The following is a 23287-nucleotide window of genomic DNA, read 5'->3' as shown; positions in this document are numbered from 1 at the left end:
CCGCTAGAATGCGGGTCGTGAACCCGTCCGCCGCATCCGGAGCCGTAATGACCCCCGTCGCCCGTCGCGCCACCATCCTCGCCCTGCTGGCCGCGCTGATGGCCGCCACCCGCGTGCATCATTTCGGCGTCGTGCCCGATGCGTCCTGGGCGGTCTTCTTCATCGGCGGCGTCTATCTCGCCAGCTGGACGCGTTGGGCGTTTCCGGGGCTGATGGTGCTGGCGGTGGCGGTCGACTGGTTCGTGATTACCCAGCAGGGGTTGTCGTTCTGGAGCCACTACTGCGTCTCGCCGGCCTACTGGTGCCTGGTGCCGGCGTACTTCGCGATGTGGGCCGGCGGCACGTGGCTGAAGCGGCATGTCGACGGCCCGGCCCTGGCGCGTGCGTTGAAGCTCGTCGCCAGCCTGGTCGTCTCGGTGGCGGTGTGCCATCTGATCGCCCAGGGCAGCTTCTACTGGATCAGCAGCAGCGTGGCCGAGCCGAGCGTGGCCGGCTGGTGGAAGAACTACACCGACTGGCTGCTGCCTTACATGCGCGTCGCCGCGCTGTACGTCGGCGCTGCCGCGATGCTGCATGTGCTGCTGACGCGCGTGCTGCCCAAGCCCGCGGCCGGCGCACGTCCGCTGCGCGCCGACTGACGCGTCGCACCGATGGGCAACCGGCTCTCGAAGATCTACACCCGCACCGGCGACGACGGCTCGACCGGCCTCGGCGACGGGACGCGGATCGGCAAGGACGCGTTGCGCGTCACCGCCTACGGCACCGTCGACGAGGCGAACTCGACGATCGGCCTGCTGCTGGCGGCCCCGGTGCCCGACGACATCCGTGACCTGCTGACCACCGTGCAGCACCAGCTGTTCGATCTCGGCGGCGAGCTGTGCATTCCGGGTCACGCGGCCATCGAGGACGCGGACGTCGACGCGCTCGAAGCCCACCTGGACCGTTACAACGACGACCTGCCCGCGCTGAAGGATTTCATCCTGCCCGGCGGCGGCGAGGCCGCGGCGCGCTGCCACATCGCGCGCACGGTGGTGCGGCGCGCCGAGCGCGAGACGGTGGCGCTGTCGCGCGAGGAAGCGGTCCGGCCCCAGGCCGTGCGCTACCTCAACCGCCTGTCCGATCTGCTGTTCGTGCTGGCCCGTGTGCTGGCGCGCGCCGACGGCCACGGCGAGGTGCTGTGGCGCCACGAGCGCCGGCGCTGAGCGATGCATCCTCCGGTCACCTTCGGCGGTGATTCCCGGCAGGTGCCGGTGTTCTCCCATGCGAGCGCGCTGGACCACGACACCGGTCCCGAGCACGCCGAACGCCCGGAACGGCTGGCGGCGGTGATCGAGGCGCTGCGCGCCGCGTTTCCGGACCTCGACCTGCGCCAGGCGCCGGCGGCGACGCGCGGCCAGTTGCTGCGCGTGCACGACGAATCCCTGCTGCAGACGGTGCTCGAATCGAAACCGACCGGGCGGATTCCGCTCGATGCCGACACCGTGCTCTCGCCCGGCTCGGCCCTGGCCGCACTGCATGCCGCGGGCGCGGGTGTGGCCGCGGTCGATCTGGTGTTCGGCGGCGATGCCACGCGTGCCTTCTGTGCCGTGCGGCCGCCCGGCCATCACGCCACGCGCGACATCGCGATGGGCTTCTGCCTGTTCAACAGCATCGCCGTCGCGGCCGCGCACGCGCTGGACCGCTACGGCCTGACGCGGGTGTCGATCGTCGATTTCGACGTCCACCACGGCAACGGCACCCAGGCGATCTTCGACGCCGAGCCCCGGGTGCAATACCTGAGTTCGCACCAGTGGCCGCTGTATCCCGACACCGGCCAGCGCAGCGAGCGCGGCGTCGGCAACATCGTCAACCTGCCGTTGCCACCGGGCACCGGCAGCGAACCGTTTCGTGCCGCCTGGCGCGAGCGCCTGCTGCCGGAGATCGACGCCTTCGCACCGCAGTTGGTGCTGGTGTCGGCCGGCTTCGACGCGCACCGGCGCGATCCGCTGGCCCAACTCGAACTCGAGGCCGCGGATTTCGGCTGGCTCACCGGCGAACTCGTCGCGCTGGCCGACCGCCATGCCGAAGGCCGGCTGGTCTCGATGCTCGAGGGCGGCTACGACCTGCAGGCGCTGCGGGAGTGCAGCGTGGCCCATCTGCACGCCTTGAGGGCATCGCCGGGCTGATCGCGTCCGCCGGATGCAAGGCGTGCCGATCCAGGGCCGACAGCGCGCTGCGCGACATTGATTCACGGCGCGCGCCTGCGTCCATTCATGTTCAGCGCGCCCGCAGCCTGAGGCATCACACCGAGGCACGGCATCCGGTGAATGAACGCGGTTTAGCCGCATTGCCGCTGCCCATGGGATACGGCATGCTGGCGCACGTTTTTGGCTGAACGGATCGACCGTGCGCCCTGCCCTACGCTTGCTGCCTCTTCCGTTCTGCATCGCCGTCTCGCTGAGCGCCCACGCCGACGAGGCGCTGCGCCCGAACTACTGGGCCCTGTGCCCGATCGAGGACGCCGTTCCCGCGTTCGCCGACGCCCAGGCGCCGGTCGGCTCGGTCGAGGACCGCGAGAACCAGCCCACCAACATCGACGGCAACCAGTTCGAAGGCCTGGCCGGTGTGGACAGCGACTTCACCGGCAACGTCAGTGGCGACGTGACGCTGCGCCGTGGCGACCAGTTCCTCGGCACCGACGATCTGCAGTTCTCGCAGGAGGACGGCACCTTCGTCGCCAGCGGCAACGTGCGTTACCAGGATTCGGGCATGCGCGTGATCGCCGACCGGCTCGAGGGCGACACGCTCGCCGAGTCCTACCGCATGGACAGCGTGCGCTACCAGCTGACCGCCCGCCGTGGCAACGGCGGCGCGGACCATATCCGCATGGACGGCACCGTCGGCGCGCTGCTCGGTTCGACGTATTCCACCTGCACGCCGAGCGACCGCTGGTGGGAGCTCAAGGCCGGCCAGATCGACATCGACACCGACATGGGCATGGGCACCGCGCGCAACGCGACCCTGCGCGTGGGCAAGGTGCCGGTGCTGTATGTGCCCTGGTTCCGCTTCCCGATCGACGAGCGCCGCCTGACCGGCCTGCTGTTCCCGCGGATCTCGCAGTCCGGCCGCAACGGTTTCGACTACACCCAACCGATCTATCTCAACCTCGCGCCGAACTACGACATGACGCTCGAACCGCGCTTCATGAGCCGGCGCGGCGTGCAACTGGGCACCGAGTTCCGGTTCATGACCGAACGCGCACGCGGCGAGCTCGACGTGGCTTACCTGCCGTCGGACAAGCTGGCCAGCCGCGAGCGCGAATTGGAAGAAGAGCTGCTGGAACCGTTGGGCTTGTTCCCTGAGAACCGGCGCAAGGCCGATCGCGCGTTCCTCGGCTTCGGCGGGTCGGTGGACATCAGCCCGGCCTGGCAGGGCCGCGCCAACCTGACCTGGATGAGCGATCCGCGGTATCTCGAGGATTCGAGCAACAACGTCGACGGCATCTCGTCGGTCAGCGCGCTCAGCCAGCTCGGCGTCTTCGGCCAGGGCACCTCGGGCGACCTCGGGTTCTGGAACGCGAGCGTGCTCGCCGACTACCAGTTGCTGACCGACTACACGCTGCCCGAGTCGGTGCTGCCCTACAACCGCCTGCCGCACGCATCATTCACGTGGCAACGGCCGTACGGCCGCTGGATCAATGCCGGCGTCGACACCACGGCCACGCGGTTCGCGCATCTCGACGATGCGGCGCGTCCGGGCGGCAGCCGCCTCGACGTCAAGCCGTACGTATCGATGCCGTTCGAGGGCGCGGCCTGGTTCGTGCGTCCGACGGTCGCGTTCCGCCACACCAGCTATTCGCTCGACGGCGTGCTGGCCGATCGCATCGCCGAGGAGCGCGCGCGCGCCGAGCTGGGCATTCCCGGTGACCAGCCGGTGCCTGCCGACACGCTCGCGCTCTACCGCAACACCTCGCCGAGCCGCAGCCAGCCGATCGGCTCGATCGACGCCGGCCTGTTCTTCGACCGCAACACCCGCTGGCGGGGCGAGGAGTACCTGCACACGCTCGAGCCGCGGGTGTTCTATCTGAACTCGCCCTACCGCGACCAGTCCGCGCTGCCGTTGTTCGATACCTCGCCGCTGACCTTCGGCTGGGGCCAGCTGTTCCGCGACAACCGCTATTCGGGCGCCGACCGCCAGGCCGACGCGAACCAGATCACGATGGCCGTCAGCACGCGCCTGATCCGCGAATCCGACGGCATGGAGAAGCTCTCGGCGAGCCTCGGCCAGATCGTCTATCTGTCCGATTCCCGCGTGACGATTCCGGGCGAAGCGCAGGTCGAACAGGGACGTTCCGCCTGGGTCAGTGATGCGACCTACGCGATCAACGACCGCTGGACGGTCAGCGCCGGCTACCAATGGGATCCGAAGTTCCGTCGCGAAGACCTGATGTCGCTGCGCACGCGTTATCTGATCGGCGAAGAGGGCATCGTCAATTTCGCCTACCGCCGCCGCGCGGATCTGATCGAACAGGCCGACCTGTCGTTCCTGTATCCGATCAGCGCCGCCTGGAGCGTGGTCGGTCGTTACTACTACTCGTTCACCGACAACCGTCTGCTCGAAGCCGTCGCCGGCGTGCAGTGGGACAGCTGCTGTCTGGCGGCCCGCGTCGTCGGCCGCCGCTACCTGCGCAACCGCCAGGGCGAGCTGAACAACGCGATCATGTTCGAACTTGAACTGAAGGGTCTGGGCTCGGCCGGTCCCAATACGGAAGACCGTTTACGCCGTGCTATTCTCGGTTATTACCGCGATGACCTCTATCTCGTGCCGCCGTCCGAACTGCGCAACAGCGACGACGTGGAAACCCTCACTCCCGGCCTGAGCCAATGAAAACACTGATCCGTTCCCTCGCGGCGGCCGCCGTGCTGTTCGCCGTCACCGCCCAGGCGCAGGACCTGCAGCCTCTGGACCGCATCGCCGCCGTCGTCGACGAGGACGTCATCCTCGCGAGCGAACTCGAGCGTGCCGTCGCCAACATCCGTGGCCAGTATGCGACGCGCCAGGACCAGCTGCCGCCGCAGCAGATCCTCGAGCGTCAGGTGCTCGAGCGCCTGGTCACCCTGCGTCTGCAGACCGCGCGTGCCGCCCAGACCGGCGTGCGCATCAGCGACGAGGAAGTGGACCAGGCGATCGCCGCGATCGCCCAGCAGAACAACTTCACGATGGACCAGCTGCGCCAGCAGCTCGCCGGTGACGGCATGTCGTTCGACGACTTCCGCGCCTCGCTGCGCGACGAACTCATGGTCCAGCGGATGCGCCAGCGCTTCGCGCAGACGCGCATCTCGGTCAGCGATGCCGAAGTCGAGGCGGCTCTGTCGGCCCAGGCCACGGGCGCGCAATATCGGCTCTCGCACATCCTCGTCGCGCTTCCCGAAGGCGCGACGCCCGATCAGATCCAGATCGGCCAGCAGAAGATCGACGGCATCAAGGGTCTGCTCGACCGCAACGAGATGGAATTCTCGGCCGCGGCGGTGCGCTATTCCGACAGCCCCAACGCGCTGGAAGGCGGCGACCTCGGCTGGCGGCGGAGCGACGAGATCCCGGCCGCGTTCGCGACGGCGGTGACGTCGCTGCAGCCCGGCCAGGTCATCGGTCCGATCCGTGGTCCGAGCGGCTTCCAGCTGCTGCAGCTCGTCGACGTGCGCGATGCCGCGCAGTCCGGCGGCGCGACGGTGACCGAATTCCAGGCGCGGCACATCCTGATCCGCGCCGCCGCAGGTGACGACAGTGCCGCCCGCGCGCGCGCCGATGCCCTGCGTGCCCGCATCGTCGGCGGTGCCGACTTCGCCGAGATCGCCCGCGAGAACTCCGAGGACACCAGCACGCGTGGCACCGGTGGTGACCTCGGCTGGTTCACCCAGGACGAGTTCGGCCCCGACTTCGGCAGCCAGGTCGCCGCGATCGGCGACGGCGCCGTGTCGCCGCCGTTCCGCACCCAGGCCGGCTGGCACATCGTCCAGCGCATGGCCACGCGCCAGTCCGCCGGCAACGACAGCAACCAGCGCGCCCAGGCTCGCGAGGCGATCGGTCAGCGCAAGCTCGAGGACGAGTGGGACCGTTACGTCCGCGAGCTGCGCGGCGAGGCCTACGTCAGCATCCGCATCGGCCCGAACCCCGATCCCGAGGTCGTGGGCAGCGGCGGATGAGCGACACGGGCAGCCACGCACCGGATCGCGCCGCGATCCGCGCGCGGCGGGCCCGGTCTGTCGCCGATGGCTGTGCGCGCCAGTCGCACGCCATCCGGTCAGCGGTGCCCTGCAGGCCGCGGCCATGCGTCGGGTCCAATCGGCGCAATCCCGTCCTGAGCATTCCGCCCGGCGCCGCGCGTCGGGTGTCGCGGTCCCTGTCACCGTGAGCCGCCCCCGGCTGGCACTGGTGCCCGGCGAACCCGCGGGTATCGGGCCTGAACTGTGCGTCCGTGCCGCCTGGCACGATGCCGATGCGGATCTCGTCGTCATCGGCGACCGCACCGTGCTCCAGCGCGCCGCCGCTGCGATCGGCCGGGCGCTGGCGTTCGCCGATGCCGACGCGGCGTCGGTCCCCCCCGGCACTTTGCGACTCATCGATCAGCCCCTTGCGGTCACCGCGGCGTTCGGCACCCCCGAACCTGCGAACGCACGCGGCGTCATCGCGGCGCTGCTGCACGCGGCCCACGGCTGCCGCGACGGTCGCTTCGAGGGCATGGTCACCGGGCCGGTGCACAAGGCGGCGATCAATGCCGGTGGCGTGCCCTACACCGGCACCACCGAACTGCTGGCCGACGACGCCGGGTGCAACGTCGTCATGATGCTCGCCAACCCGACGCTGCGGGTCGCACTGGCGACGACCCACCTGCCGCTGCGTGCGGTGCCAGATGCGGTGACCGCGGACGTGCTCGAGGCGGTGCTGCGGATCCTCGACAGCGCGTTGCGTCGTGATTTCGGCCTCGCGCACCCGCGCATCGCCGTGCTCGGCCTCAACCCGCATGCGGGCGAGGACGGCCATTTGGGCCGCGAAGAAATCGAGACGATCACACCCACGCTCGAACGGCTGCGCCGGGACGGCCTGCATCTCGACGGCCCGCTGCCTGCCGATACCGCTTTCCTGCCGGCCCGCCTGCGCGAGGTGGACGCGGTGCTGGCGATGTATCACGACCAGGGCCTGCCGGTGCTGAAATACAGCGGCTTCGAATCGGCGGTGAACCTGACCCTCGGCCTGCCGTATCCGCGCGTCGCGGTCGACCACGGCACGGCGCTCGAACTGGCCGGCACCGGCCGTGCCGATCCGTCGAGCCTGTTCGCCGCGATCGACCAGTGCGCGGCGCTCGCGCGACATCGCCGGGCGGCCCGATGAGTGACGCGCCGACGATCGACTGGGCCGATTTCATGCGGGTCGACCTGCGCGTCGGCCGTGTGGTCGCCGCCGAGCTGTTTCCTGCGGCCCGTCGGCCTGCCTATGTGCTGCACGTGGACTTCGGCCCGGACGTCGGCCTGCGCAAATCGAGCGCGCAGATCACCGAGCACTACGCGCCCGACACCCTGGTCGGCCGCCTGGTGGTCGGCGTGGTGAATTTTCCGCCCAAGCAGATCGGTCCGCTGATGTCCGAATGCCTGATCACCGGCTTCCACGATGCCGACGGCGCCGTGCGCCTGTGCGTGCCCGACGGGGACATCGCACCCGGCACGCGTCTGCTGTGACCCGAACCTCGAGCGACGTCCGACCATGAGCCGACACCCGCCCCGCCCCGGCGCCTTCACCGAACCGCCGAAGAAATCGCTGGGCCAGAATTTTCTGCATGAGCGCGGCGTCGTGGATCGCATCGTCCTGGCGATCGCGCCCAAGCCCGGCGAGCACATCGTCGAGATCGGCCCCGGCCAGGGCGCGATGACGTTCCCGCTGCTCGATCGGCACGGCGCACTGACCGCGATCGAATTCGACCGCGATCTGCTCGAGCCGTTGACCGCGCAGGCTACCGCGCACGGCGCGCTGACCCTGGTGCACGCCAACGTGCTCGACGTCGACCTGACCGCGCTCGCCGCGGGCACGCCGATCCGGCTGGTCGGCAACCTGCCCTACAACCTGTCGTCGCCGATCCTGTTCCACGCGCTGGCCCACGCGCCGGCCATCGTCGACATGCACTTCATGCTGCAGAAGGAAGTCGTCGAGCGCATGGCATCCGGCCCCGGCAGCAAGGTCTACGGCCGGCTGAGCGTGATGCTGCAGGCCTATTGCGAGGTCACCGCGCTGTTCACCGTCGGTCCGGGCGCGTTCCGTCCGCCGCCGAAGGTCGATTCGGCGGTCGTGCGCCTGCGACCGCGCGCCGAGGGCACGATCGGCATCGACGATCCCGCGCGCTTCGCCGCGATCGTGCGCGCGGCATTCGGCCAGCGGCGCAAGACGCTGCGCAACGCACTCGGCGGCGTCGTGGATGCCGACGCGATCACCGCCGCCGGCATCGATCCGCAGACGCGTGCCGAGCAGCTCGCGGTCGCGGATTTCGTGCGTCTGGCCAACACCGCACCCACCGAAGCAGGCGACGAGTAGTCGAAGCGTTCATGCCATCCCGCTACACTGGTCCGGCCATGGACGAGACCGCCGACTACACCCTCGAGATCCAGATCGCGACGCGCTTCCTCGACGAGGAATCCAAGCCCGACGACGACCGGTACGTGTTCGCCTACACGATCCGGATCCGCAACGTCGGCCGCCTGCCGGCGCAGCTGGTCTCGCGCCACTGGATCATCACCGACGCCAACGGGCGCGTGGAGGAAGTGCGCGGTGACGGCGTGGTCGGCGAGCAGCCGCGGCTGGAGCCCGGCGAGGATTTCACCTACACCTCGGGCGCCGTGCTGGCCACGGCGGTCGGCACGATGGAAGGCAGCTACGACATGATCGGCGACGACGGCGCGCACTTCGATGCGCCGATTCCGCCGTTCACGCTGTCCGTCCCGCGAACCCTGCACTGATGGCGATCTGGGCGATCGGCGACCTGCAGGGCTGCTACGACCCGACCCGGCGTCTGCTCGACGCGATCCGCTTCGATCCGGCCAAAGACCGGCTCTGGTTCTGTGGCGATCTGGTCAACCGCGGCGGCGAATCGATCGAGACGCTCCGCCTGGTGCACTCGCTGCGCGAGAACGTCGTCAGTGTGCTCGGCAACCACGATCTGTCGCTGCTCGCGATCGCCGAGCGGCGGGAGGAAGACCAGCGCAAGGTCAATGCCGACCTGCAGGGCGTGCTGTTCGCCCACGACCGCGACGTGCTGCTCGACTGGCTGCGCACCTGCCCCCTGCTGCACATCGATCGCGATCTCGGCTGGATGATGCTGCATGCAGGTCTGGCCCCGCGCTGGACCACGGAGCTCGCGCGGAAGCATGCGGGCGAGATCGAACACAAGCTGCGCAGCGGCGGTTACCGCAAGCTGCTGCGCAACATGTACGGCGATCGGCCGGCGTGGTCGCCGAATCTCGCCGGCCCGGACCGCGACCGCGCGATCATCAACATCTTCACCCGCATGCGCTACTGCGCGCCCAAGGGCCGGATCGCATTCGAGGAAAAGGGGCCACCCGGCACCCAGCAGCCCGGCCTCTACCCGTGGTACGAAGTGCCCGGACGCGCCGAGCGCGATCTGAAGATCGTCTGCGGGCACTGGTCGACGCTCGGCCTGTTCATCGGCCACGGAGTCCACGCGATCGATACCGGCGCGGTCTGGGGTGGGAAGCTCACCGCGTTGCAGCTCGATGCCGACAGCCTGCATGTGGTGCAGGTGGCGGGGCGCGACGTGTCCGACCTGCCGCCGCGCAAGCTGCCAGCCTGATCCGGCGCGCTGATCGTCTGCGTCGCGCTGCTTGTTCTGGGCCAGCTACTGATCAGGCGCGACGGTACTCGACGAAATCAAAAGCATGCGCATGGCGCGCATCCGCCGCATGCACGGTCCGCGAGACTTCGCGCCACTCGGCGGCATTCCACTCGGGGAAGAACGCATCCGTCGCGTCGACGACGGTGTCGACATGGGTCAGATGAAGAACATCTGCCTGGGGCAAGAGCAAGCGGTATATCTCACCTCCGCCGATCACACAGAGCTCCTTCGCACCTTCATCGCTAACCATTGCCAGCGCAGCCTCTACTGATGCCACTGGCTCCATGCCAGTGAAGGGGGCTGCGTCAGAACGCGTAAGCACGAGGTTACGACGTCCGGGCAAAGCCCGCCCAAGGGACTCGGCGGTCTTGCGCCCCATCAAGATGGTTTTTCCCAACGTCAACGCTTTGAAGCGTTGCAGATCATCAGGCAGCCGCCAGGGAAGTGCATTACCGACGCCGATGCCGCGCTGACGATCCAACGCTGCGATCATCCCAATCGTAATCATCAATCACCCATCGCCGTCTGAGTCGACCGCGCCACACGTGATCTGCATAGCGCCGATAGCGCTGAGCACGGCCTGCTCCATCGGCGACTCTCGCGGACGGTCGAACTTGATCCAAGCGACCCTGTCGCCGCGCGGAATCATCCACTGCGTCAAGTGGGAGTTTTGCGCGCGCGATGCATCGGTGCGGTAGGCGCGAATTGAATCGAATTCAATCCACTCACCGGTCTTATCCAGCTTCAGCGATCCGTCCATCTGCAGCGTGATCGCTGCCAGCCGCTCAATGCCCTTTTCCGAGCCCAGTTGACCAATCGCCGGCACACAACTCATCTGCACGCTGGTCTGGTCCAGAATCTCCGACTGCGCATTCACAAGCGTGATCACCGCGCTCACCTCGATATTGGGATGCGCGAGGTTGGACGGCGCTACCGAAGCGACAATTTCACCCGGCAGCTCCAGCACCCCCACGGGGCCTCGAACGCTGCCAGCATAGGCATGCCCACTTGCTGAAGCCAACGCAACTATCAATAGCAGTGCACTGCGACCCATCTGCATAGAGGTTTCCTTGATGGTTGACATCTAAACCGCGATCGGCGCCTTGATCGCAGGCGCCGGATCGTAGCCCTCGATCGCGATGTCCTCGAAGCGGAACCCGAACAGATCGGTGACGTCCGGATTGAGCCGCAACGCCGGCAGCGCGCGCGGCGTGCGCGTCAGCTGCTCGCGCGCCTGGTCGTAGTGGTTCGAATACAGATGCGCATCGCCCAGCGTGTGCACGAAATCGCCGACGCCCAGCCCGCACACCTGCGCCACCATGTGGGTCAGCAACGCGTAGCTGGCGATGTTGAACGGCACACCGAGGAAGATGTCGCCGCTGCGTTGATAAAGCTGGCAGCTGAGCTTGCCGTCAACGACGTAGAACTGGAACAGCGCGTGGCAGGGCATCAACGCCATCTCCGACAGCTCGCCGACGTTCCAGGCGCTGACCACCAGACGACGCGAATCGGGATTGCGGCGGATCTCGTCGACCAGCCACTGGATCTGGTCGATCGTGCGGCCATCGGCCGTCGTCCAGCGCCGCCACTGCTTGCCGTAGACCGGGCCCAGTTCGCCGTCGGCATCGGCCCATTCGTCCCAGATGCTGACCCTGTTGTCGCGCAGGTAGGCGACGTTGGTGTCGCCCTGCAGGAACCACAGCAGCTCGTGGATGATCGAGCGCAGATGCAGCTTCTTGGTCGTCACCAGCGGGAAGCCGGCGTTGAGGTCGTAACGCATCTGCCAGCCGAACACGCTGCGCGTGCCGGTGCCGGTGCGGTCGGACTTCTCCGCGCCGTGCTCGAGCACGTGCTGCAGCAGATCGAGGTACTGCTTCATCGCGATCTCCGGTTCAATCGGAGCGATGCGTGCATCGCTTACTTCGTGTCGACGGTGGCCGCGGGCGGCACCGGCTGCAGCGTCGGCGCCGTGCGCGACTTCCACAGCAGGAACAGGCCCAGCGCGATCAGCGGCAGCGACAGCACCTGACCCATCGTCAGCCAGCCGAACGCCAGATAGCCGAGCTCGGCATCGGGCACACGCACGAACTCGACGATGAACCGGAACACGCCGTACAGCAGCGCGAACAGGCCCGACACCGCATAGCGCGGCCGCGGCTTGCGCGAGAACCACCACAGCACGACGAACATCACCAGGCCTTCGAGAAACGCCTGATAGAGCTGCGAGGGATGGCGCGCGAATTGGTCCAGCGCGCCGGTCGCGAACTCGCTCTGCAAACGTTCCGCAGACCAGCCGCGGAACGCGGGATCGGTCGGGAACACCACGCCCCAGCCGGCCTGCGTGTACTTGCCCCACAGCTCGGCGCCGATGTAATTGCCGAGGCGGCCGAAGCCCAGACCCGGCGGCACCCACGGCGCGACGAAATCCATGACGTCGAAGAAGTGCAGGCCCTGCTTGCGCGTCCACCACCAGGCCGCGACCAGCACGCCGAGCAGGCCGCCGTGGAAGCTCATCCCGCCGTCCCAGACCTTGATCAGCATCAGCGGATCGCGCAGCAGATCGCCGAAGGCATAGAACAGGACGTAGCCCACGCGGCCACCGAGGATCACGCCGAGGATGCCGTAGAACAGCAGGTCGCCGAACTGGTCGACGCTGACGCCCGGCAGCCGGCCGGCGCGGATCCGGCTGCGTCCGAGCAGCCAGGCCACGCCGAACGCCAGCAGGTACATCAGGCCGTACCAGTGGATCGACGGCTGGAACGGACCCACCTGCGGGAAGTGGACGGCGATCGGATCGATCTGGTGGAGAATCGTCATCGGATCAGCGCGGCAGCGGGTGGGTGGGCGCGTCGACCGGCGGGGTCGGCTCGCCGCGTACGCGCATCGCGTTGCGCTTGGCCCACAGGTTGAGCAGCTCGACCGCAGCCGAGAAGCCCATCGACCCGTAGATGTAGCCGCGCGGGATGTGGATGCCGATGCCGTCGAGCATCAGGTACACACCGATCAGCACGATGAAGGCCAGCGCCAGCATCTTGACCGTCGGATTCGCATCGATGAACCGGCCCAGCGGCTGCGCCGCCAGCAGCATCACCGTGACCGCGATCAGGATCGCGGCGACCATCACCGGGATGTAGTCGCCGGCCATGCCGACCGCCGCGATCACCGAGTCGAGCGAGAACACGATGTCGATCACCGCGATCTGCGCGATCACGGTGCCGAACGAGGCCACCGCCTTGCCGGTGGCGCCATGCGCTTCGGGATCCTCGCCCTTGACCTGCTCGCGGATCTCCATCGCGCCCTTCACGACCAGGAACAGGCCGCCGAGGATCAGGATCAGGTCGCGCACCGAGATGCCGCGGCCGAACACCTCGAACAGCGGATCCGTCAGCCGGGCCAACCACGCCAGCGTGAGCAGCAGCAGGATGCGCGTGATGCAGGCGACCGCGATGCCGAACTTGCGTGCGAACTCGCGCTTCTCGACCGGCAGCTTGGCGACCGCGATCGAGATGAACACCAGATTGTCGATGCCCAGCACGATCTCGATCGCGCTGAGGGTGATCAGCAGGATCCAGACCTGCGGATCGGTCAGAAGCTCCATCATGGGACACACATCCTCGATTGAAATGTCGTCGGCGCGGCGCAGGCCACCCGGTTCACAGCAGGCGCGGCAAGAGGATCAACCCCCACACCGCCAATACGTTGAGCATGGTGACGAACACCGCGGCCGAGCCCATGTCCTTCGCCCGTCCGGCGAGTTCATGGTGCTCGGGGCCGTAACGCTCGATCACCGCTTCGATCGCCGAATTCAGCAGCTCCACGGCGAGCACAAGCAGACAGCTGCCGAGCAGCAGCGCGCGCTCCACGCCGGTGTCGCCGAGCCACAGCGCCAGCGGCGCCAGCACGGCCAGCAGGCAGACCTCGAGACGGAACGAGGACTCGTGCAGCCAGGCCGCGCGCAGGCCCTGGAACGACCAGATGGTCGCCTTCAGCATCCGCGCCGGCCCGCGTGGCCAATGTCCGGTCTCGTCGGCCATGGGTCACGCCCTCCGACACGCGGACAGCGCGCGCAGCGGCAGGACGCGCGCCGGACGGCATCGGAACGCGGACCACGGAGCGGTCGAGGGCATGGGGCCGGAATTCGGGAGCAGCGGATGGGGCCGGTGGATTCTGACACATCCGCTCCGGCCACCTGCGGGGTTTGCATCGTCCCGCCCGGGCTGCTTGACTGACCGGCCGCTTTCCGAGCCCTGGAGCACCGCGTGCGCCTCGCCCTCCGTTCGACCGCCCTGCTGTGGACCGCCCTGCTGGCCGTCGCGGCCTGCACCGCCCCGGGCCCCCGGGCGCATATCGACCCCACCGCCGGCCTCGATCCGGTCTCGTCGCCCGAATGGGCGGCCGACATGGCGCGCTTCGCAGCCGAGGATGCGGCGCAGCCACCCCCCGAACGGCCGATCGTCTTCACCGGCAGTTCGTCGGTGCGGATGTGGGACACGCTGGCCCGCGACTTCCCCGAGGTGCCGGTCCTCAATCGCGGCTTCGGCGGTTCCCAGGTCCGGGACTCGGTCTGGTACGCGGACGAGATCGCGCTGCGCTACCGGCCTCGCCAGATCGTGCTGTACGCGGGCGACAACGACACCCACGCGGGCCGCTCGCCGGCACAGGTGGTCGCCGATACCCGGGCGTTCGTCACGCGGGTCCACGCCGCGCTGCCGGGCACCCAGATCGCGCTGCTGGGGATCAAGCCCAGCCCGTCGCGCGCCAACCTGCTGACGGTTCAGCGGGCGACCAACGACGCGCTGCGCACCTGGGCCGCAGGTCAGCGCAACGTCGCCTACATCGACGTATTCACGCCGATGCTGGATGCGGACGGGGTGCCCCGCGAATCGCTCTTCATCGCCGACCGTCTGCATATGAATGCAGATGGTTACGCGCTGTGGCGCGAGATCATCGCGCCGTATCTGGTGCGCTGACCGCCTGCCCGGCGGCGCATCGGACCCGCGCCGGCGTCCAGCGACGCGGCAGTCGGCGCCAGTCTCGGGCCGCTCGGGCACTGCACCGGGCAGCGCGGTACTGCGCTCGCTAGGCGCGTCGCACGCACGCCTAGTGCAGCTGCATGACCTTCGTCGACGCCGGGGGCGAACGCGACGCGATTGCGGCCGCTCACCGGATGCCATGACAGCGCAGGTCAACTACATGAAGGCCGCGCGGGTTCATGCTGCATTGCAGCAAACCACTCGGAATGACCACCGCCCAGTGCGCGCTCGATGGCATTACAGGAACATTACTGTGGCCGAGCGCACGCGCGTTTTGTGCATTCAAGATCAAATGTCCCGTTTGTCTTGACAGGGACAACGCCGCGCTCACAGCGTCGGCGTGTCCGGTCGCCGCAACGCATGCGTCGCCGCGCAGCAAGGAACAGGGGAACCACCGCAGTCGATCCATCGCTGTCGTACCCACCGATCCGATAAGGACATTCCGATGAACCAGAAGCGTCTGCTCGCCCTCGCTCTCGCCGCCGCCCTCGCCTCGCCCGCCTTCGCCGGCGAGCTGAAGAAGGCCGACAACCCCATCCCCGGGCAATACATCGTCGTCTTCAACAGCGCCGACATCCGCGAACGGGTGGATTCCGAACGCCTGTCCGGCAGGCTCGACAAGGCGCTGGCCGCCTCGCCCGATGCTGCGATCGCCGCCGAGGTCGAACGCACCGTCGTCGATGTCGCGGCGCGCTATGACCTCGATGTGCGCCAGCTCTACACCCACGCGTTGCAGGGCATGGTGGTCCAGGCCGACGAGCGCAAGCTCGCGCGTCTGCTCAACGACCCGCGCGTGGACTTCATCGAAGAGGATGGCTACGTCGAGCTCTCCGCCACGCAGACCGGGGCCACCTGGGGCCTGGACCGCGTCGACCAGCGCGACCGTCCATTGAACGGCACCTACATCTACGATCCGCTGGCCGCCAACGTGCGCGCCTACATCATCGACAGCGGCATCCGCACCGGCCACACGCAGTTCGGTACGCGCCTGCTCTCCGGCTATTCGGCGATCAACGACGGCAACGGCACCAACGACTGCAACGGCCACGGCACGCACGTCGCCGGCACCGTCGGCGGCACCACCTGGGGCGTCGCCAAGCAGGTGCGGCTGGTGCCGGTGCGCGTGTTCGGCTGCAGCGGCGGCAGCGCCAACTCGACGATCATCGCCGGCATCGACTGGGTGCGCGCGAACCGCGTGTTGCCGGCGGTCGCCAACATGAGCCTCGGCGGCGGCGCTTCGACCGCCACCGACAACGCCACCAACAATCTGATCAACAGCGGGGTCACGGTGGTGGTCGCGGCCGGCAACAACAACGCCAATGCCTGCAACTATTCGCCCGCACGCGTGGCCAATGCGGTGACTGTCGGCTCGACGACGTCGACGGATGCACGCTCGTCGTTCTCGAACTTCGGCACCTGCGTCAACATCTTCGCCCCGGGCACGTCGATCACCTCGGCCTGGTCCACCAGCACCTCGGCGTCGAACACCATCAGCGGCACCTCGATGGCATCGCCGCACGTGGCCGGCGCCGCGGCGCTGTACCTCACCAACAATCCGTCGGCCTCGCCGGCAACCGTGCGCAACTGGCTCTACACCAATGCCACGACCAACCGGTTGACGGGCATCGGCACCGGCTCGCCGAACCGTCTGCTCTATACCCGCTGATCCCGATCCGCCGAGACGGACCGAAGGGCGCCTGCGGGCGCCCTTCTCCGTATCGGGCACTGCGCACTCATTGCTGGCGCAAGGCGTCGATCGGATCGAGTTCCGAGGCCTTGCGCGCCGGGTAGTAGCCGAAGAACAGTCCGGTGGCGACGGAGAAGCCCGCGGCCAGCAGCACCACCTGGGTATTGAGCGCGGTCGGCAGATCACTGAAGCGCCCCACCAGCAGCGCGCCGGCGATGCCGATGCCGATGCCCAGCACGCCGCCACCCAGCGACAGCAGCATCGCCTCGGCGAGAAACTGGCGGCGCACATCGCGCGGCCCGGCGCCGACAGCCATGCGCAGTCCGATTTCACGGATCCGCTCGGTCACCGAGACCAGCATGATGTTCATGATGCCGATGCCGCCGACGATCAACGAAATCGTCGCCACGGCGCCGAGCAGCAGCGACATCAGCCGCGTCGTCGCGGTCCGTGTCGCGACGATCTCGGAAATGTTGCGCACGCTGAAGTCGTCTTCGGCACCCGGCGCGATGCGGTGGCGCTGGCGCAGCAGGGCCTCGACCTCGCCCTGCACATAGCCCAGGTCGTCGGCGTTGGCCACCGTTAGCGCGATCTGCATCACTGCGCTCGGCGGCAGACCCGTCGCACCGAGCAGCCGGCGCCGACCGGTCTCCAGCGGCACCATCATCACGTCGTCCTGGTCCTGGCCGAAGCCGCCCTGTCCTTTCGACGCCAGCGTGCCGACGACGGTGAAGGGCGTGCGCCCGACGCGGACGGTCTGGCCGACCCCGCTGTCGTCGCCGAACAGTTCGCGACGCACGGTCTCGCCGAGGATCACCACCTTGCCGGCCCCACTGTAATCCTGCGGCTCGAACACCACGCCGTCGGACATCGTCCAGCCGTTGATCTCGAAGAAGTCCGGCTGTACGCCCTGCCAACTGCTCGCCCAGTTGCGTTCGGCGAACACCACCTGGCTGTTGCCGCGCAGCTGGCCGGTCACCAGCTGCACCTCGGGAATCTCGGCGCGGATCGCCTCGGCATCGCCCTCGGTGAGGGTGTAGAAGGCACTGCCGGCCTGGCGCGCGCCACCGCCGGTCCGCCGCGAGCCCGGCGAAATGTCGAGCCGCTGCGAGCCGAGCCCGGACACCATGCGATCGATCTCGGCCTGCGTGCCCTGACCGACCGACACCATGACGATGACCGCGGCGATACCGATGATCACGCCCAGCGAGGTCAGCATGCTGCGCATCCAGTTGCCGCGCAGCGCGAAGATCGCGGTGCGGAGCACATCGGAGAATTTCATGGCAATCGTCCGTCAGTGGTCATCGGGTGGGAATCCGGAAAGGGCGTGGATGGAGTTCGTGATTGGTGATTAGTGATTGGTGATTGGTGATTCGAAAAAAGGGGATCCGGCGCGGGGTGCGGGCCCCACAGGAACACAGGGCCGCTGCTCTCCGAATCACGAATCACCCATCACGGCTCCTCATGCAGTTCACCGTCACGCATGACGAAGGTGCGGTCGGCGTGCGAGGCCACTTCGGGATCGTGGGTGATCAGCACCACGGTGTGTCCGTCGTCGCGCAGGCGCTTGAACAGCGCGAGGATCTCCTCACCGGTCTTGGTGTCCAGCGCACCGGTGGGTTCGTCGGCCAACAGCACCGGCGGCCGGTTGATCAGCGCGCGCGCGATCGCCACGCGCTGCTGCTGACCGCCCGACAGCTCACTCGGCCGGTGGCTGCCACGGTTGCCGAGCCCCACCGCCTCCAGCGCGTCGCGTGCGCGATCGTGGCGCTCCTCGTTGGGCACGCGTGCATACCCCAGCGGCATCGCGACATTCTCGATCGCGGTCATCCGCGGCAGCAGATTGAAGCCCTGGAACACGAAGCCGATCTTGTCCCGGCGCAGTTCGGCCAGCTGCTCGCGATCGAGCGTGGCGACATCGACGCCGTCGCAGTAATAGGCGCCCGCCGTCGGGGTGTCGAGGCAGCCGATCAGGTTCATCAGCGTCGACTTGCCCGAACCCGACGGCCCCATGATCGCCACGAACTCGCCATGACGGATCTGCATGTCCACGGCATGCAGCGCGACGACTTCGGCTTCGGTGCCGGCCGAATAGACCTTGCCCAGCGCGCGCGTCTCGATGACCGGCGGCCGGCTGTCGACGGCGTCGGTCATCGGGCGGCCGCGCGTTCGCCGGTGACGATCAGGTCGCCCTCGGACAGGTTGCCGGCGACTTCGGTCATGCTGCCGTCGCTCGCGCCGAGGCGCACCTGCACCGCCTCGCGGCGCCCGTCGACCAGGCGGTACACGGTGACCCGGGTCGCGCCCACCGTGCCGGCGAGCGTGCGCGTCCACGTCGCCCGCTGCTCGGCGTCGAGTGTCGCGACGAAGCCGGCGAAGGTCTGCTGGAACCGGTCCATCATCCGCTGGCGGATCTGCGCCTGCACCGCGGGATCGCTGCGTCCGCCACCGCCGCCAGGCCCGCCCATGCCCGGCGGAGGACCGCCCGATCCACTCGGCCGCTGGCCACCCTGCCCGCCGCCGCTGCGGCCGGCCTGCTGGCGTTCGCGCATCGTCGACAGTGCGGCCTCGAAGGCCGCCTGCTGCTCGGCATCGAGGTCCATCGCCGCAGCGGCCGCGGTCAGGTCGTCGATCAGTCCGCCGCCCCGCGGGGCACCCTCACCCGAGGGACCGGCGGGCGTCGATGCCGCGATCTGGTCGGCGTCCGCCGGCCGGTAGCGCAGCGCGGCATTGGCGAGCCGCAACACGTCCGCGCGATTGCTGACTTCGATCTCGGCGTTCACCGTGAGCCCGGGCAGCAGGGTGCCGTCGGCGTTGTCGACGGCGACGACCACCGGGTAGGTGACGACGTTGTTGGTCGTCGTCGCCGCCAGCCGCACCTGCTCGACCGTGCCCTGGAACCGGCGGTCGTTGAACGCATCGGCAGTGAAGCTCACCGACTGGCCTTCGCGGACCTGGCCGATGTCGGCCTCGTCGACCGCCAGCTCGATGCGCATCTTGCTCAGGTCCTCGGCGATGGTGAACAGCTCCGGCGCCTGCAGGCTGGCGGCGACGGTCTGGCCCGGCTCGATCGAGCGGGTCAGGATGGTGCCGTCGACCGGCGAACGGATCACCGTGCGTTCGAGGTTGATCCGCGAGGTCTGGGTCGACGCGGTCTGCTGGGTGATCTGGGCCTGGGCCGAGGCCGCCTGCGCGCGTGCCTGGTCCAGCGTCGCGCGGGCCAGGTCGACGTCGCTGCGGGCGATGAGCTGCTGCTCGACGAGATCGGATTTGCGCGCGTAGTCGAGTTCCGCATTGCGCAGGCTCGCCTGCGCCTGCGCCAGCGAAGCGCGCGCGCTGCTGACCTGCGCCGAGCCCTGCTCGATCTGCGCCTGGTAGGTGGCCGGATCGATCCGGGCCAGCACCTGTCCCTGCTCGACGGTGTCGTTGAAGTCCACCAGCACTTCGGTGATCAGCCCGGAGATCTGGCTGCCCACGGTCACGGTCGAGGTGGCGCTCAGCGTGCCCGTGGCCGAGATCACGACCCGGATGTCGCCGCGCTCCACCGGCGTGGTGCGCCATGCGTCCTCGGCGCTGCCCGCGCCGCGCTGATACCAGAACCACAGGCCGGCGGCGACGACCGCGGCCACGACGATGACGGGAACGAGGCGCGGCAGACCGCGGCGGGGCTTGGGACGGGTCGACATGGGGTCCGGTTCTTGGCGGGCAACACATCAAGCTAACGCACGCGACGCGCCCGAGTTGACGGGCATCGGACCTTTTTTCGCATCCCACCGGCCGTGACCGGGGCCGGCGTTCAGAGCAGGCGTTCGGCCAGCAGGATGGTGACCGTGGTGCCCTCGTCGGGCGTGCTCTCGAGTGCGACCGGCCAGCCGAAGCGGGTGCCGAGACGCCGCACGATCGACAGACCGATGCCCTTGCCGGCCTGGCTGAAGGGATCGGCGCGGAAAAACGGGTCGTAGACGCGCTGCAGGACCTCGGGCGACATGCCGATGCCGGTGTCGCGGACGATGATGCGGTCGCTGTCGACGACGATCTCGACGCCACCGCGTTCGGTGAACGCCCAGGCGTTGCGCAACAGGTGTCCCAGCATCACGCCGAGCACGCGCGGCGGCGCTTCCAGCCTCGGACGCGCCTGCACGTCGACCCGCAGCGCGAGCTGCTTGCTGTCGAACAGCGGCCGCACCTTGTCGACCTCTTCCTCGACGATCTCGAGCACGTCGAAAATCTCGCTCTGCGGCATGATGCCGCGCTCGCGGGCGAGGACCAGCAACGCGTCGATCACCGCTTCCATGTCCTGGCTGGCGCGGCGGATGCGCAGCAGCGGGCGCTGCTGGTGCGGCGGTGTCGACGGGTCGGACGCGATCATGTCGCTGGCGACCCGGATCACCGTCAGTGGCGTCCGCAGTTCGTGACTGGCGTCGCGGGTGAATTCGCGCTCGCGGCGGACGAACGCGGCGATGCGTTCGCCCAGCCCGTGCAATGCGTTCGACAGCGCCTGGGCCTCGCGCCCGGCGCCCTCGCGCGGCTCCAGCGGCGCGGGAATGCCGTCGTCGTCGCCCGAGGGATTCCAGCGCCCGACCTCGTCGGCCAGATGGTGGATCGGCAACACCATGCGCTTGGACGTGCGATAGGTGAGCCAGGAGACGATGAAGATGGTGGCCAATGTCAGCAGCGACAGTCCGCCGGCCGCCAGGGCCAGCAGGCGGTCGAACAGCGACATCGAGGCGGCCAGATAGAGCGTGCCGTCCTCACGACGGTCGACCAGCAGCACGCCTTCGGTATCACGCCGCTTGGAGAAGCCCTCCGGTGCGCCCTTGAACCAGATCAGGTTGGCGACGGCCCGCTCGCCGACCAGGATGCTGTCGTAGGGGCCGCCATCGGCAGGCACGAAGTAGCCCTGGATGTTGACCCCGTACGGCGGCGGATAGGCCGCGTCGGTGCCACGCGCGAGCCAGTAGGCCTCGGCCTCGGCGCGCAGCCATTGGCGCGCCACGACCTCGCGGCCGATCAGCGCCGCGGTCATCACGCACACGATCAACGTGATGCCGGCGACGACCGCCTGCAACGTGAACGCATCGCGGATGCGATTGGGAAGGCCCTGCGGCATCGGACGGCCCGGAAAGCGCCGGCCTCAGGCCGGCGACTGCTCGATGTCCGCGATCCGGTATCCCGCGCTCTGGACCGTGTGCAGCAGTTGCTTGTCGTAGGGCTTGTCGATGATCTTGCGCAGGTTGTAGAGGTGGCTGCGCAGGGTGTCGGAGTCGGGCAGGCTGTTGCCCCAGATCTCGCGTTCGATCTCCTGGCGGTTCACCACGCGGGGCGATTCCCGCATCAGGATCGTCAGCAGCTTCATGCCGATCGGCGAGAGCTGCAGTTCGGTGCCGCCCCGGGTGGCGCGCATGCTGGCCGGGTCGAGCACGAGGTCGGCGACCTTCAGCACTTCCGAGCCGACCTGGCGACGTTCGCGGCGGATCAGCGCGCGCAGGCGCGCTTCGAGTTCCTGGATCGCGAACGGCTTGGTCAGGTAGTCGTCCGCGCCCGAGCTCAGGCCGGTCAGCTTCTCGTCCAGCGTGTCGCGCGCGGTCAGCATCAGCACCGGCGTCGACTTGCGTGCGTCCTCGCGCAGACGCTTGCAGACCTCGATGCCGTCGAGCCGCGGCAGCATCAGGTCGAGCACGATCACGTCGTAGCTGTTCTCGGTGGCCAGCCGGTAGCCGTCGAGGCCGTCGGCGGCGTAGTCGACCTCGAAACCACGGCCTTCGAGATATTCGCCCACCATCTCGGAGATATTGCGGTTGTCCTCGACGATGAGGACGAGCCCCCCTGGTTCCTGACCTGCACGCATAACGGCTCCCGTGGCTGACATAGTGGATTAATCTTTGTGAAGATAGACCCGGAACGGTGCAGGACTTGTGAAGGCTGGCGGGCCGCAGGCAGTATCCGCGGGCTGTCGACCGCCCCTTTCTCCGGTTCCGGATCCTCCCATGCACGGCTACGAACGCTTCGTCCCCGTCCTGCTGCTGATCGGCTCGAACTTCTTCATGACGTTCGCCTGGTACGGGCATCTGAAGTACCGCAGCGTGCCGATCCTGACGGTCATCGTCGTCAGCTGGGGCATCGCGTTTTTCGAGTACATGCTGATGGTGCCGGCGAACCGGATCGGCGCCGCCGTCTACTCGGCGCCGCAGCTCAAGGGCATGCAGGAGGTCATCACCCTGCTGGTGTTCGCGGGGTTCTCGACCTGGTACCTCGGTCAGCCGCTGAAGTGGAACCACTGGGCGGGGTTCGCGTTGATCGTGGTCGCGGCCTGGCTGATCTTCCTCGAGTAGCGTTCTGCGTTCGCCCGCAGGACCCGTCCTTCAGAAGCGGATCCGGCCGGTCAGGATGTCCTTGAACATCACCCAGTCGCCCATGAAGGAATAGATCGGGTGCTTGAAGGTAGCTGGTCGGTTCTTCTCGAAGAAGAAATGCCCGACCCACGCGAAGCCGTAACCGCAGACCAGCGCCGCCCAGAGCCACATCGGAGTGCGCTGCCAGACCGCCAACGCGACCAGTGCCAGCACGCCGCAGCTGCCGATGAAATGCAGGCGACGCGACACCGGGTGTGCATGCTCACCGAGATAGAACGGATAGAACTCGCGAAAGCTGGCGAAGCGGCGCATGCGTCCTCCCAGAGCAGGCGGTGTACGC

25 protein-coding genes are annotated in these 23287 nt (G+C 68.3%); 13 read left to right on the top strand and 12 right to left on the bottom strand.

The features are described 5' to 3' along the window. Nucleotides 1–47 precede the first annotated feature (47 nt). From ACF3M1_RS03860 to ACF3M1_RS03815, 10 genes are all read left to right on the top strand, one after another. A complete protein-coding gene (locus ACF3M1_RS03860) occupies nucleotides 48–638 on the top strand; it encodes a hypothetical protein (RefSeq protein ID WP_394004091.1) in 591 nt (196 codons plus the stop codon). Nucleotides 639–650: 12 nt separating this feature from the next. Beyond that, nucleotides 651–1202, top strand: coding sequence for a cob(I)yrinic acid a,c-diamide adenosyltransferase (locus ACF3M1_RS03855; protein ID WP_394004089.1), 552 nt, complete (start codon nucleotides 651–653; stop codon nucleotides 1200–1202). A 42-nt stretch (nucleotides 1203–1244) separates the two neighbouring features. Continuing rightward, nucleotides 1245–2165, top strand: a complete 921-nt coding sequence (locus ACF3M1_RS03850) for a histone deacetylase family protein (RefSeq protein ID WP_394005174.1) — start codon at nucleotides 1245–1247, stop codon at nucleotides 2163–2165. Nucleotides 2166–2385: 220 nt separating this feature from the next. Continuing rightward, a complete protein-coding gene (gene lptD / locus ACF3M1_RS03845) occupies nucleotides 2386–4866 on the top strand; it encodes an LPS assembly protein LptD (protein ID WP_394004087.1) in 2481 nt (826 codons plus the stop codon). Beyond that, the gene (locus tag ACF3M1_RS03840) at nucleotides 4863–6182 is read left to right on the top strand and encodes a peptidylprolyl isomerase (protein WP_394004085.1); all 1320 of its coding nucleotides are present in this window, start codon (nucleotides 4863–4865) and stop codon (nucleotides 6180–6182) included. Before lptD ends, ACF3M1_RS03840 begins: the two co-directional genes overlap by 4 nt. A gap of 205 nt (nucleotides 6183–6387) precedes the next feature. After that, a complete protein-coding gene (gene pdxA, locus ACF3M1_RS03835; protein ID WP_394004083.1) occupies nucleotides 6388–7368 on the top strand; it encodes a 4-hydroxythreonine-4-phosphate dehydrogenase PdxA in 981 nt (326 codons plus the stop codon). Beyond that, nucleotides 7365–7712, top strand: coding sequence for a tRNA-binding protein (locus ACF3M1_RS03830; RefSeq protein ID WP_394004081.1), 348 nt, complete (start codon nucleotides 7365–7367; stop codon nucleotides 7710–7712). The genes pdxA and ACF3M1_RS03830 overlap by 4 nt, the downstream gene beginning before the upstream one ends. Before the next feature lie 25 nt (nucleotides 7713–7737). Then, entirely contained in the window at nucleotides 7738–8559 is an 822-nt protein-coding gene (rsmA, locus tag ACF3M1_RS03825) for a 16S rRNA (adenine(1518)-N(6)/adenine(1519)-N(6))-dimethyltransferase RsmA (protein WP_394004079.1), read from the top strand. A gap of 38 nt (nucleotides 8560–8597) precedes the next feature. Then, entirely contained in the window at nucleotides 8598–8981 is a 384-nt protein-coding gene (gene apaG, locus ACF3M1_RS03820) for a Co2+/Mg2+ efflux protein ApaG (RefSeq protein WP_394004077.1), read from the top strand. Next, nucleotides 8981–9832 carry a symmetrical bis(5'-nucleosyl)-tetraphosphatase gene (locus ACF3M1_RS03815; RefSeq protein WP_394004075.1) on the top strand — a complete coding sequence of 284 codons (852 nt, stop codon included), beginning with the start codon at nucleotides 8981–8983 and terminating at the stop codon, nucleotides 9830–9832. Before apaG ends, ACF3M1_RS03815 begins: the two co-directional genes overlap by 1 nt. A gap of 52 nt (nucleotides 9833–9884) precedes the next feature. Here the strand turns inward: ACF3M1_RS03815 and ACF3M1_RS03810 are convergent, their stop codons facing one another. The 6 genes from ACF3M1_RS03810 to ACF3M1_RS03785 are packed head-to-tail and all read right to left on the bottom strand — an operon-like array spanning nucleotide 9885 to nucleotide 13908. Then, on the bottom strand, nucleotides 9885–10379 hold the full coding sequence (locus tag ACF3M1_RS03810; protein ID WP_394005173.1) for a dihydrofolate reductase: 495 nt from the start codon (nucleotides 10377–10379) through the stop codon (nucleotides 9885–9887). A gap of 6 nt (nucleotides 10380–10385) precedes the next feature. After that, entirely contained in the window at nucleotides 10386–10958 is a 573-nt protein-coding gene (locus ACF3M1_RS03805) for a hypothetical protein (protein WP_394004073.1), read from the bottom strand. After that, a complete protein-coding gene (locus ACF3M1_RS03800) occupies nucleotides 10959–11753 on the bottom strand; it encodes a thymidylate synthase (protein WP_394004071.1) in 795 nt (264 codons plus the stop codon). It abuts the gene before it with no gap. Nucleotides 11754–11791: 38 nt separating this feature from the next. Continuing rightward, nucleotides 11792–12691 (bottom strand): prolipoprotein diacylglyceryl transferase, encoded by a 900-nt coding sequence (lgt, locus tag ACF3M1_RS03795; protein WP_394004069.1) that lies wholly within the window; start codon nucleotides 12689–12691, stop codon nucleotides 11792–11794. Between the two features lie 4 nt (nucleotides 12692–12695). After that, a complete protein-coding gene (locus ACF3M1_RS03790) occupies nucleotides 12696–13475 on the bottom strand; it encodes a TerC family protein (protein WP_394004067.1) in 780 nt (259 codons plus the stop codon). 52 nt (nucleotides 13476–13527) lie between these two features. After that, the gene (locus ACF3M1_RS03785) at nucleotides 13528–13908 is read right to left on the bottom strand and encodes a diacylglycerol kinase (protein ID WP_394004065.1); all 381 of its coding nucleotides are present in this window, start codon (nucleotides 13906–13908) and stop codon (nucleotides 13528–13530) included. 213 nt (nucleotides 13909–14121) lie between these two features. Between ACF3M1_RS03785 and ACF3M1_RS03780 the strand changes: the two genes are divergently transcribed. Both ACF3M1_RS03780 and ACF3M1_RS03775 read left to right on the top strand, forming a co-directional pair. Then, nucleotides 14122–14844, top strand: coding sequence for an SGNH/GDSL hydrolase family protein (locus ACF3M1_RS03780; protein ID WP_394005172.1), 723 nt, complete (start codon nucleotides 14122–14124; stop codon nucleotides 14842–14844). Nucleotides 14845–15352: 508 nt separating this feature from the next. Then, nucleotides 15353–16573, top strand: a complete 1221-nt coding sequence (locus ACF3M1_RS03775) for a S8 family serine peptidase (RefSeq protein WP_394004063.1) — start codon at nucleotides 15353–15355, stop codon at nucleotides 16571–16573. Between the two features lie 67 nt (nucleotides 16574–16640). On the opposite strand, the gene ACF3M1_RS03770 is transcribed toward ACF3M1_RS03775, so the two are convergent. The 5 genes from ACF3M1_RS03770 to ACF3M1_RS03750 form a co-directional block, all read right to left on the bottom strand. After that, entirely contained in the window at nucleotides 16641–17876 is a 1236-nt protein-coding gene (locus ACF3M1_RS03770; protein WP_394004061.1) for an ABC transporter permease, read from the bottom strand. Between the two features lie 170 nt (nucleotides 17877–18046). Beyond that, nucleotides 18047–18748, bottom strand: coding sequence for an ABC transporter ATP-binding protein (locus ACF3M1_RS03765; protein ID WP_394004059.1), 702 nt, complete (start codon nucleotides 18746–18748; stop codon nucleotides 18047–18049). After that, nucleotides 18745–20280, bottom strand: coding sequence for an efflux RND transporter periplasmic adaptor subunit (locus tag ACF3M1_RS03760; RefSeq protein ID WP_394004057.1), 1536 nt, complete (start codon nucleotides 20278–20280; stop codon nucleotides 18745–18747). Before ACF3M1_RS03760 ends, ACF3M1_RS03765 begins: the two co-directional genes overlap by 4 nt. 110 nt (nucleotides 20281–20390) lie before the next feature. Continuing rightward, a complete protein-coding gene (locus tag ACF3M1_RS03755; protein ID WP_394004055.1) occupies nucleotides 20391–21704 on the bottom strand; it encodes a sensor histidine kinase in 1314 nt (437 codons plus the stop codon). Between the two features lie 24 nt (nucleotides 21705–21728). After that, a complete protein-coding gene (locus ACF3M1_RS03750; protein WP_047137337.1) occupies nucleotides 21729–22442 on the bottom strand; it encodes a response regulator transcription factor in 714 nt (237 codons plus the stop codon). Between the two features lie 139 nt (nucleotides 22443–22581). Between ACF3M1_RS03750 and ACF3M1_RS03745 the strand changes: the two genes are divergently transcribed. Then, nucleotides 22582–22926: a DMT family protein gene (locus ACF3M1_RS03745; protein ID WP_394004053.1), complete on the top strand. Its 345-nt coding sequence runs from the start codon at nucleotides 22582–22584 to the stop codon at nucleotides 22924–22926. Between the two features lie 30 nt (nucleotides 22927–22956). Here ACF3M1_RS03745 and ACF3M1_RS03740 read toward each other — a convergent pair whose 3' ends face one another. Further along, nucleotides 22957–23259 (bottom strand): Mpo1-like protein, encoded by a 303-nt coding sequence (locus tag ACF3M1_RS03740; RefSeq protein ID WP_394004051.1) that lies wholly within the window; start codon nucleotides 23257–23259, stop codon nucleotides 22957–22959. Between the last annotated feature and the right edge of the window lie 28 nt (nucleotides 23260–23287).

Origin of the sequence: Luteimonas sp. WGS1318 (assembly GCF_043187535.1) — a bacterium.
In the GTDB taxonomy this organism is placed as follows: domain Bacteria; phylum Pseudomonadota; class Gammaproteobacteria; order Xanthomonadales; family Xanthomonadaceae; genus Luteimonas.
Note: the sequence above shows the minus strand (reverse complement) of the source record. Positions and strands in the feature narration are given on the sequence as shown.

Coding starts and splice junctions, on each gene's coding strand:
- ACF3M1_RS03860 (WP_394004091.1), top strand. CDS start 48: ATGACCCCCGTCGCCCGTCGCGCCACCATCCTCGCCCTGCTGGCCGCG.
- ACF3M1_RS03855 (WP_394004089.1), top strand. CDS start 651: ATGGGCAACCGGCTCTCGAAGATCTACACCCGCACCGGCGACGACGGC.
- ACF3M1_RS03840 (WP_394004085.1), top strand. CDS start 4,863: ATGAAAACACTGATCCGTTCCCTCGCGGCGGCCGCCGTGCTGTTCGCC.
- ACF3M1_RS03830 (WP_394004081.1), top strand. CDS start 7,365: ATGAGTGACGCGCCGACGATCGACTGGGCCGATTTCATGCGGGTCGAC.
- rsmA (WP_394004079.1), top strand. CDS start 7,738: ATGAGCCGACACCCGCCCCGCCCCGGCGCCTTCACCGAACCGCCGAAG.
- apaG (WP_394004077.1), top strand. CDS start 8,598: ATGGACGAGACCGCCGACTACACCCTCGAGATCCAGATCGCGACGCGC.
- ACF3M1_RS03815 (WP_394004075.1), top strand. CDS start 8,981: ATGGCGATCTGGGCGATCGGCGACCTGCAGGGCTGCTACGACCCGACC.
- ACF3M1_RS03805 (WP_394004073.1), bottom strand. CDS start 10,958: ATGTCAACCATCAAGGAAACCTCTATGCAGATGGGTCGCAGTGCACTG.
- ACF3M1_RS03800 (WP_394004071.1), bottom strand. CDS start 11,753: ATGAAGCAGTACCTCGATCTGCTGCAGCACGTGCTCGAGCACGGCGCG.
- lgt (WP_394004069.1), bottom strand. CDS start 12,691: ATGACGATTCTCCACCAGATCGATCCGATCGCCGTCCACTTCCCGCAG.
- ACF3M1_RS03790 (WP_394004067.1), bottom strand. CDS start 13,475: ATGATGGAGCTTCTGACCGATCCGCAGGTCTGGATCCTGCTGATCACC.
- ACF3M1_RS03785 (WP_394004065.1), bottom strand. CDS start 13,908: ATGGCCGACGAGACCGGACATTGGCCACGCGGGCCGGCGCGGATGCTG.
- ACF3M1_RS03775 (WP_394004063.1), top strand. CDS start 15,353: ATGAACCAGAAGCGTCTGCTCGCCCTCGCTCTCGCCGCCGCCCTCGCC.
- ACF3M1_RS03770 (WP_394004061.1), bottom strand. CDS start 17,876: ATGAAATTCTCCGATGTGCTCCGCACCGCGATCTTCGCGCTGCGCGGC.
- ACF3M1_RS03765 (WP_394004059.1), bottom strand. CDS start 18,748: ATGACCGACGCCGTCGACAGCCGGCCGCCGGTCATCGAGACGCGCGCG.
- ACF3M1_RS03760 (WP_394004057.1), bottom strand. CDS start 20,280: ATGTCGACCCGTCCCAAGCCCCGCCGCGGTCTGCCGCGCCTCGTTCCC.
- ACF3M1_RS03755 (WP_394004055.1), bottom strand. CDS start 21,704: ATGCCGCAGGGCCTTCCCAATCGCATCCGCGATGCGTTCACGTTGCAG.
- ACF3M1_RS03750 (WP_047137337.1), bottom strand. CDS start 22,442: ATGCGTGCAGGTCAGGAACCAGGGGGGCTCGTCCTCATCGTCGAGGAC.
- ACF3M1_RS03745 (WP_394004053.1), top strand. CDS start 22,582: ATGCACGGCTACGAACGCTTCGTCCCCGTCCTGCTGCTGATCGGCTCG.
- ACF3M1_RS03740 (WP_394004051.1), bottom strand. CDS start 23,259: ATGCGCCGCTTCGCCAGCTTTCGCGAGTTCTATCCGTTCTATCTCGGT.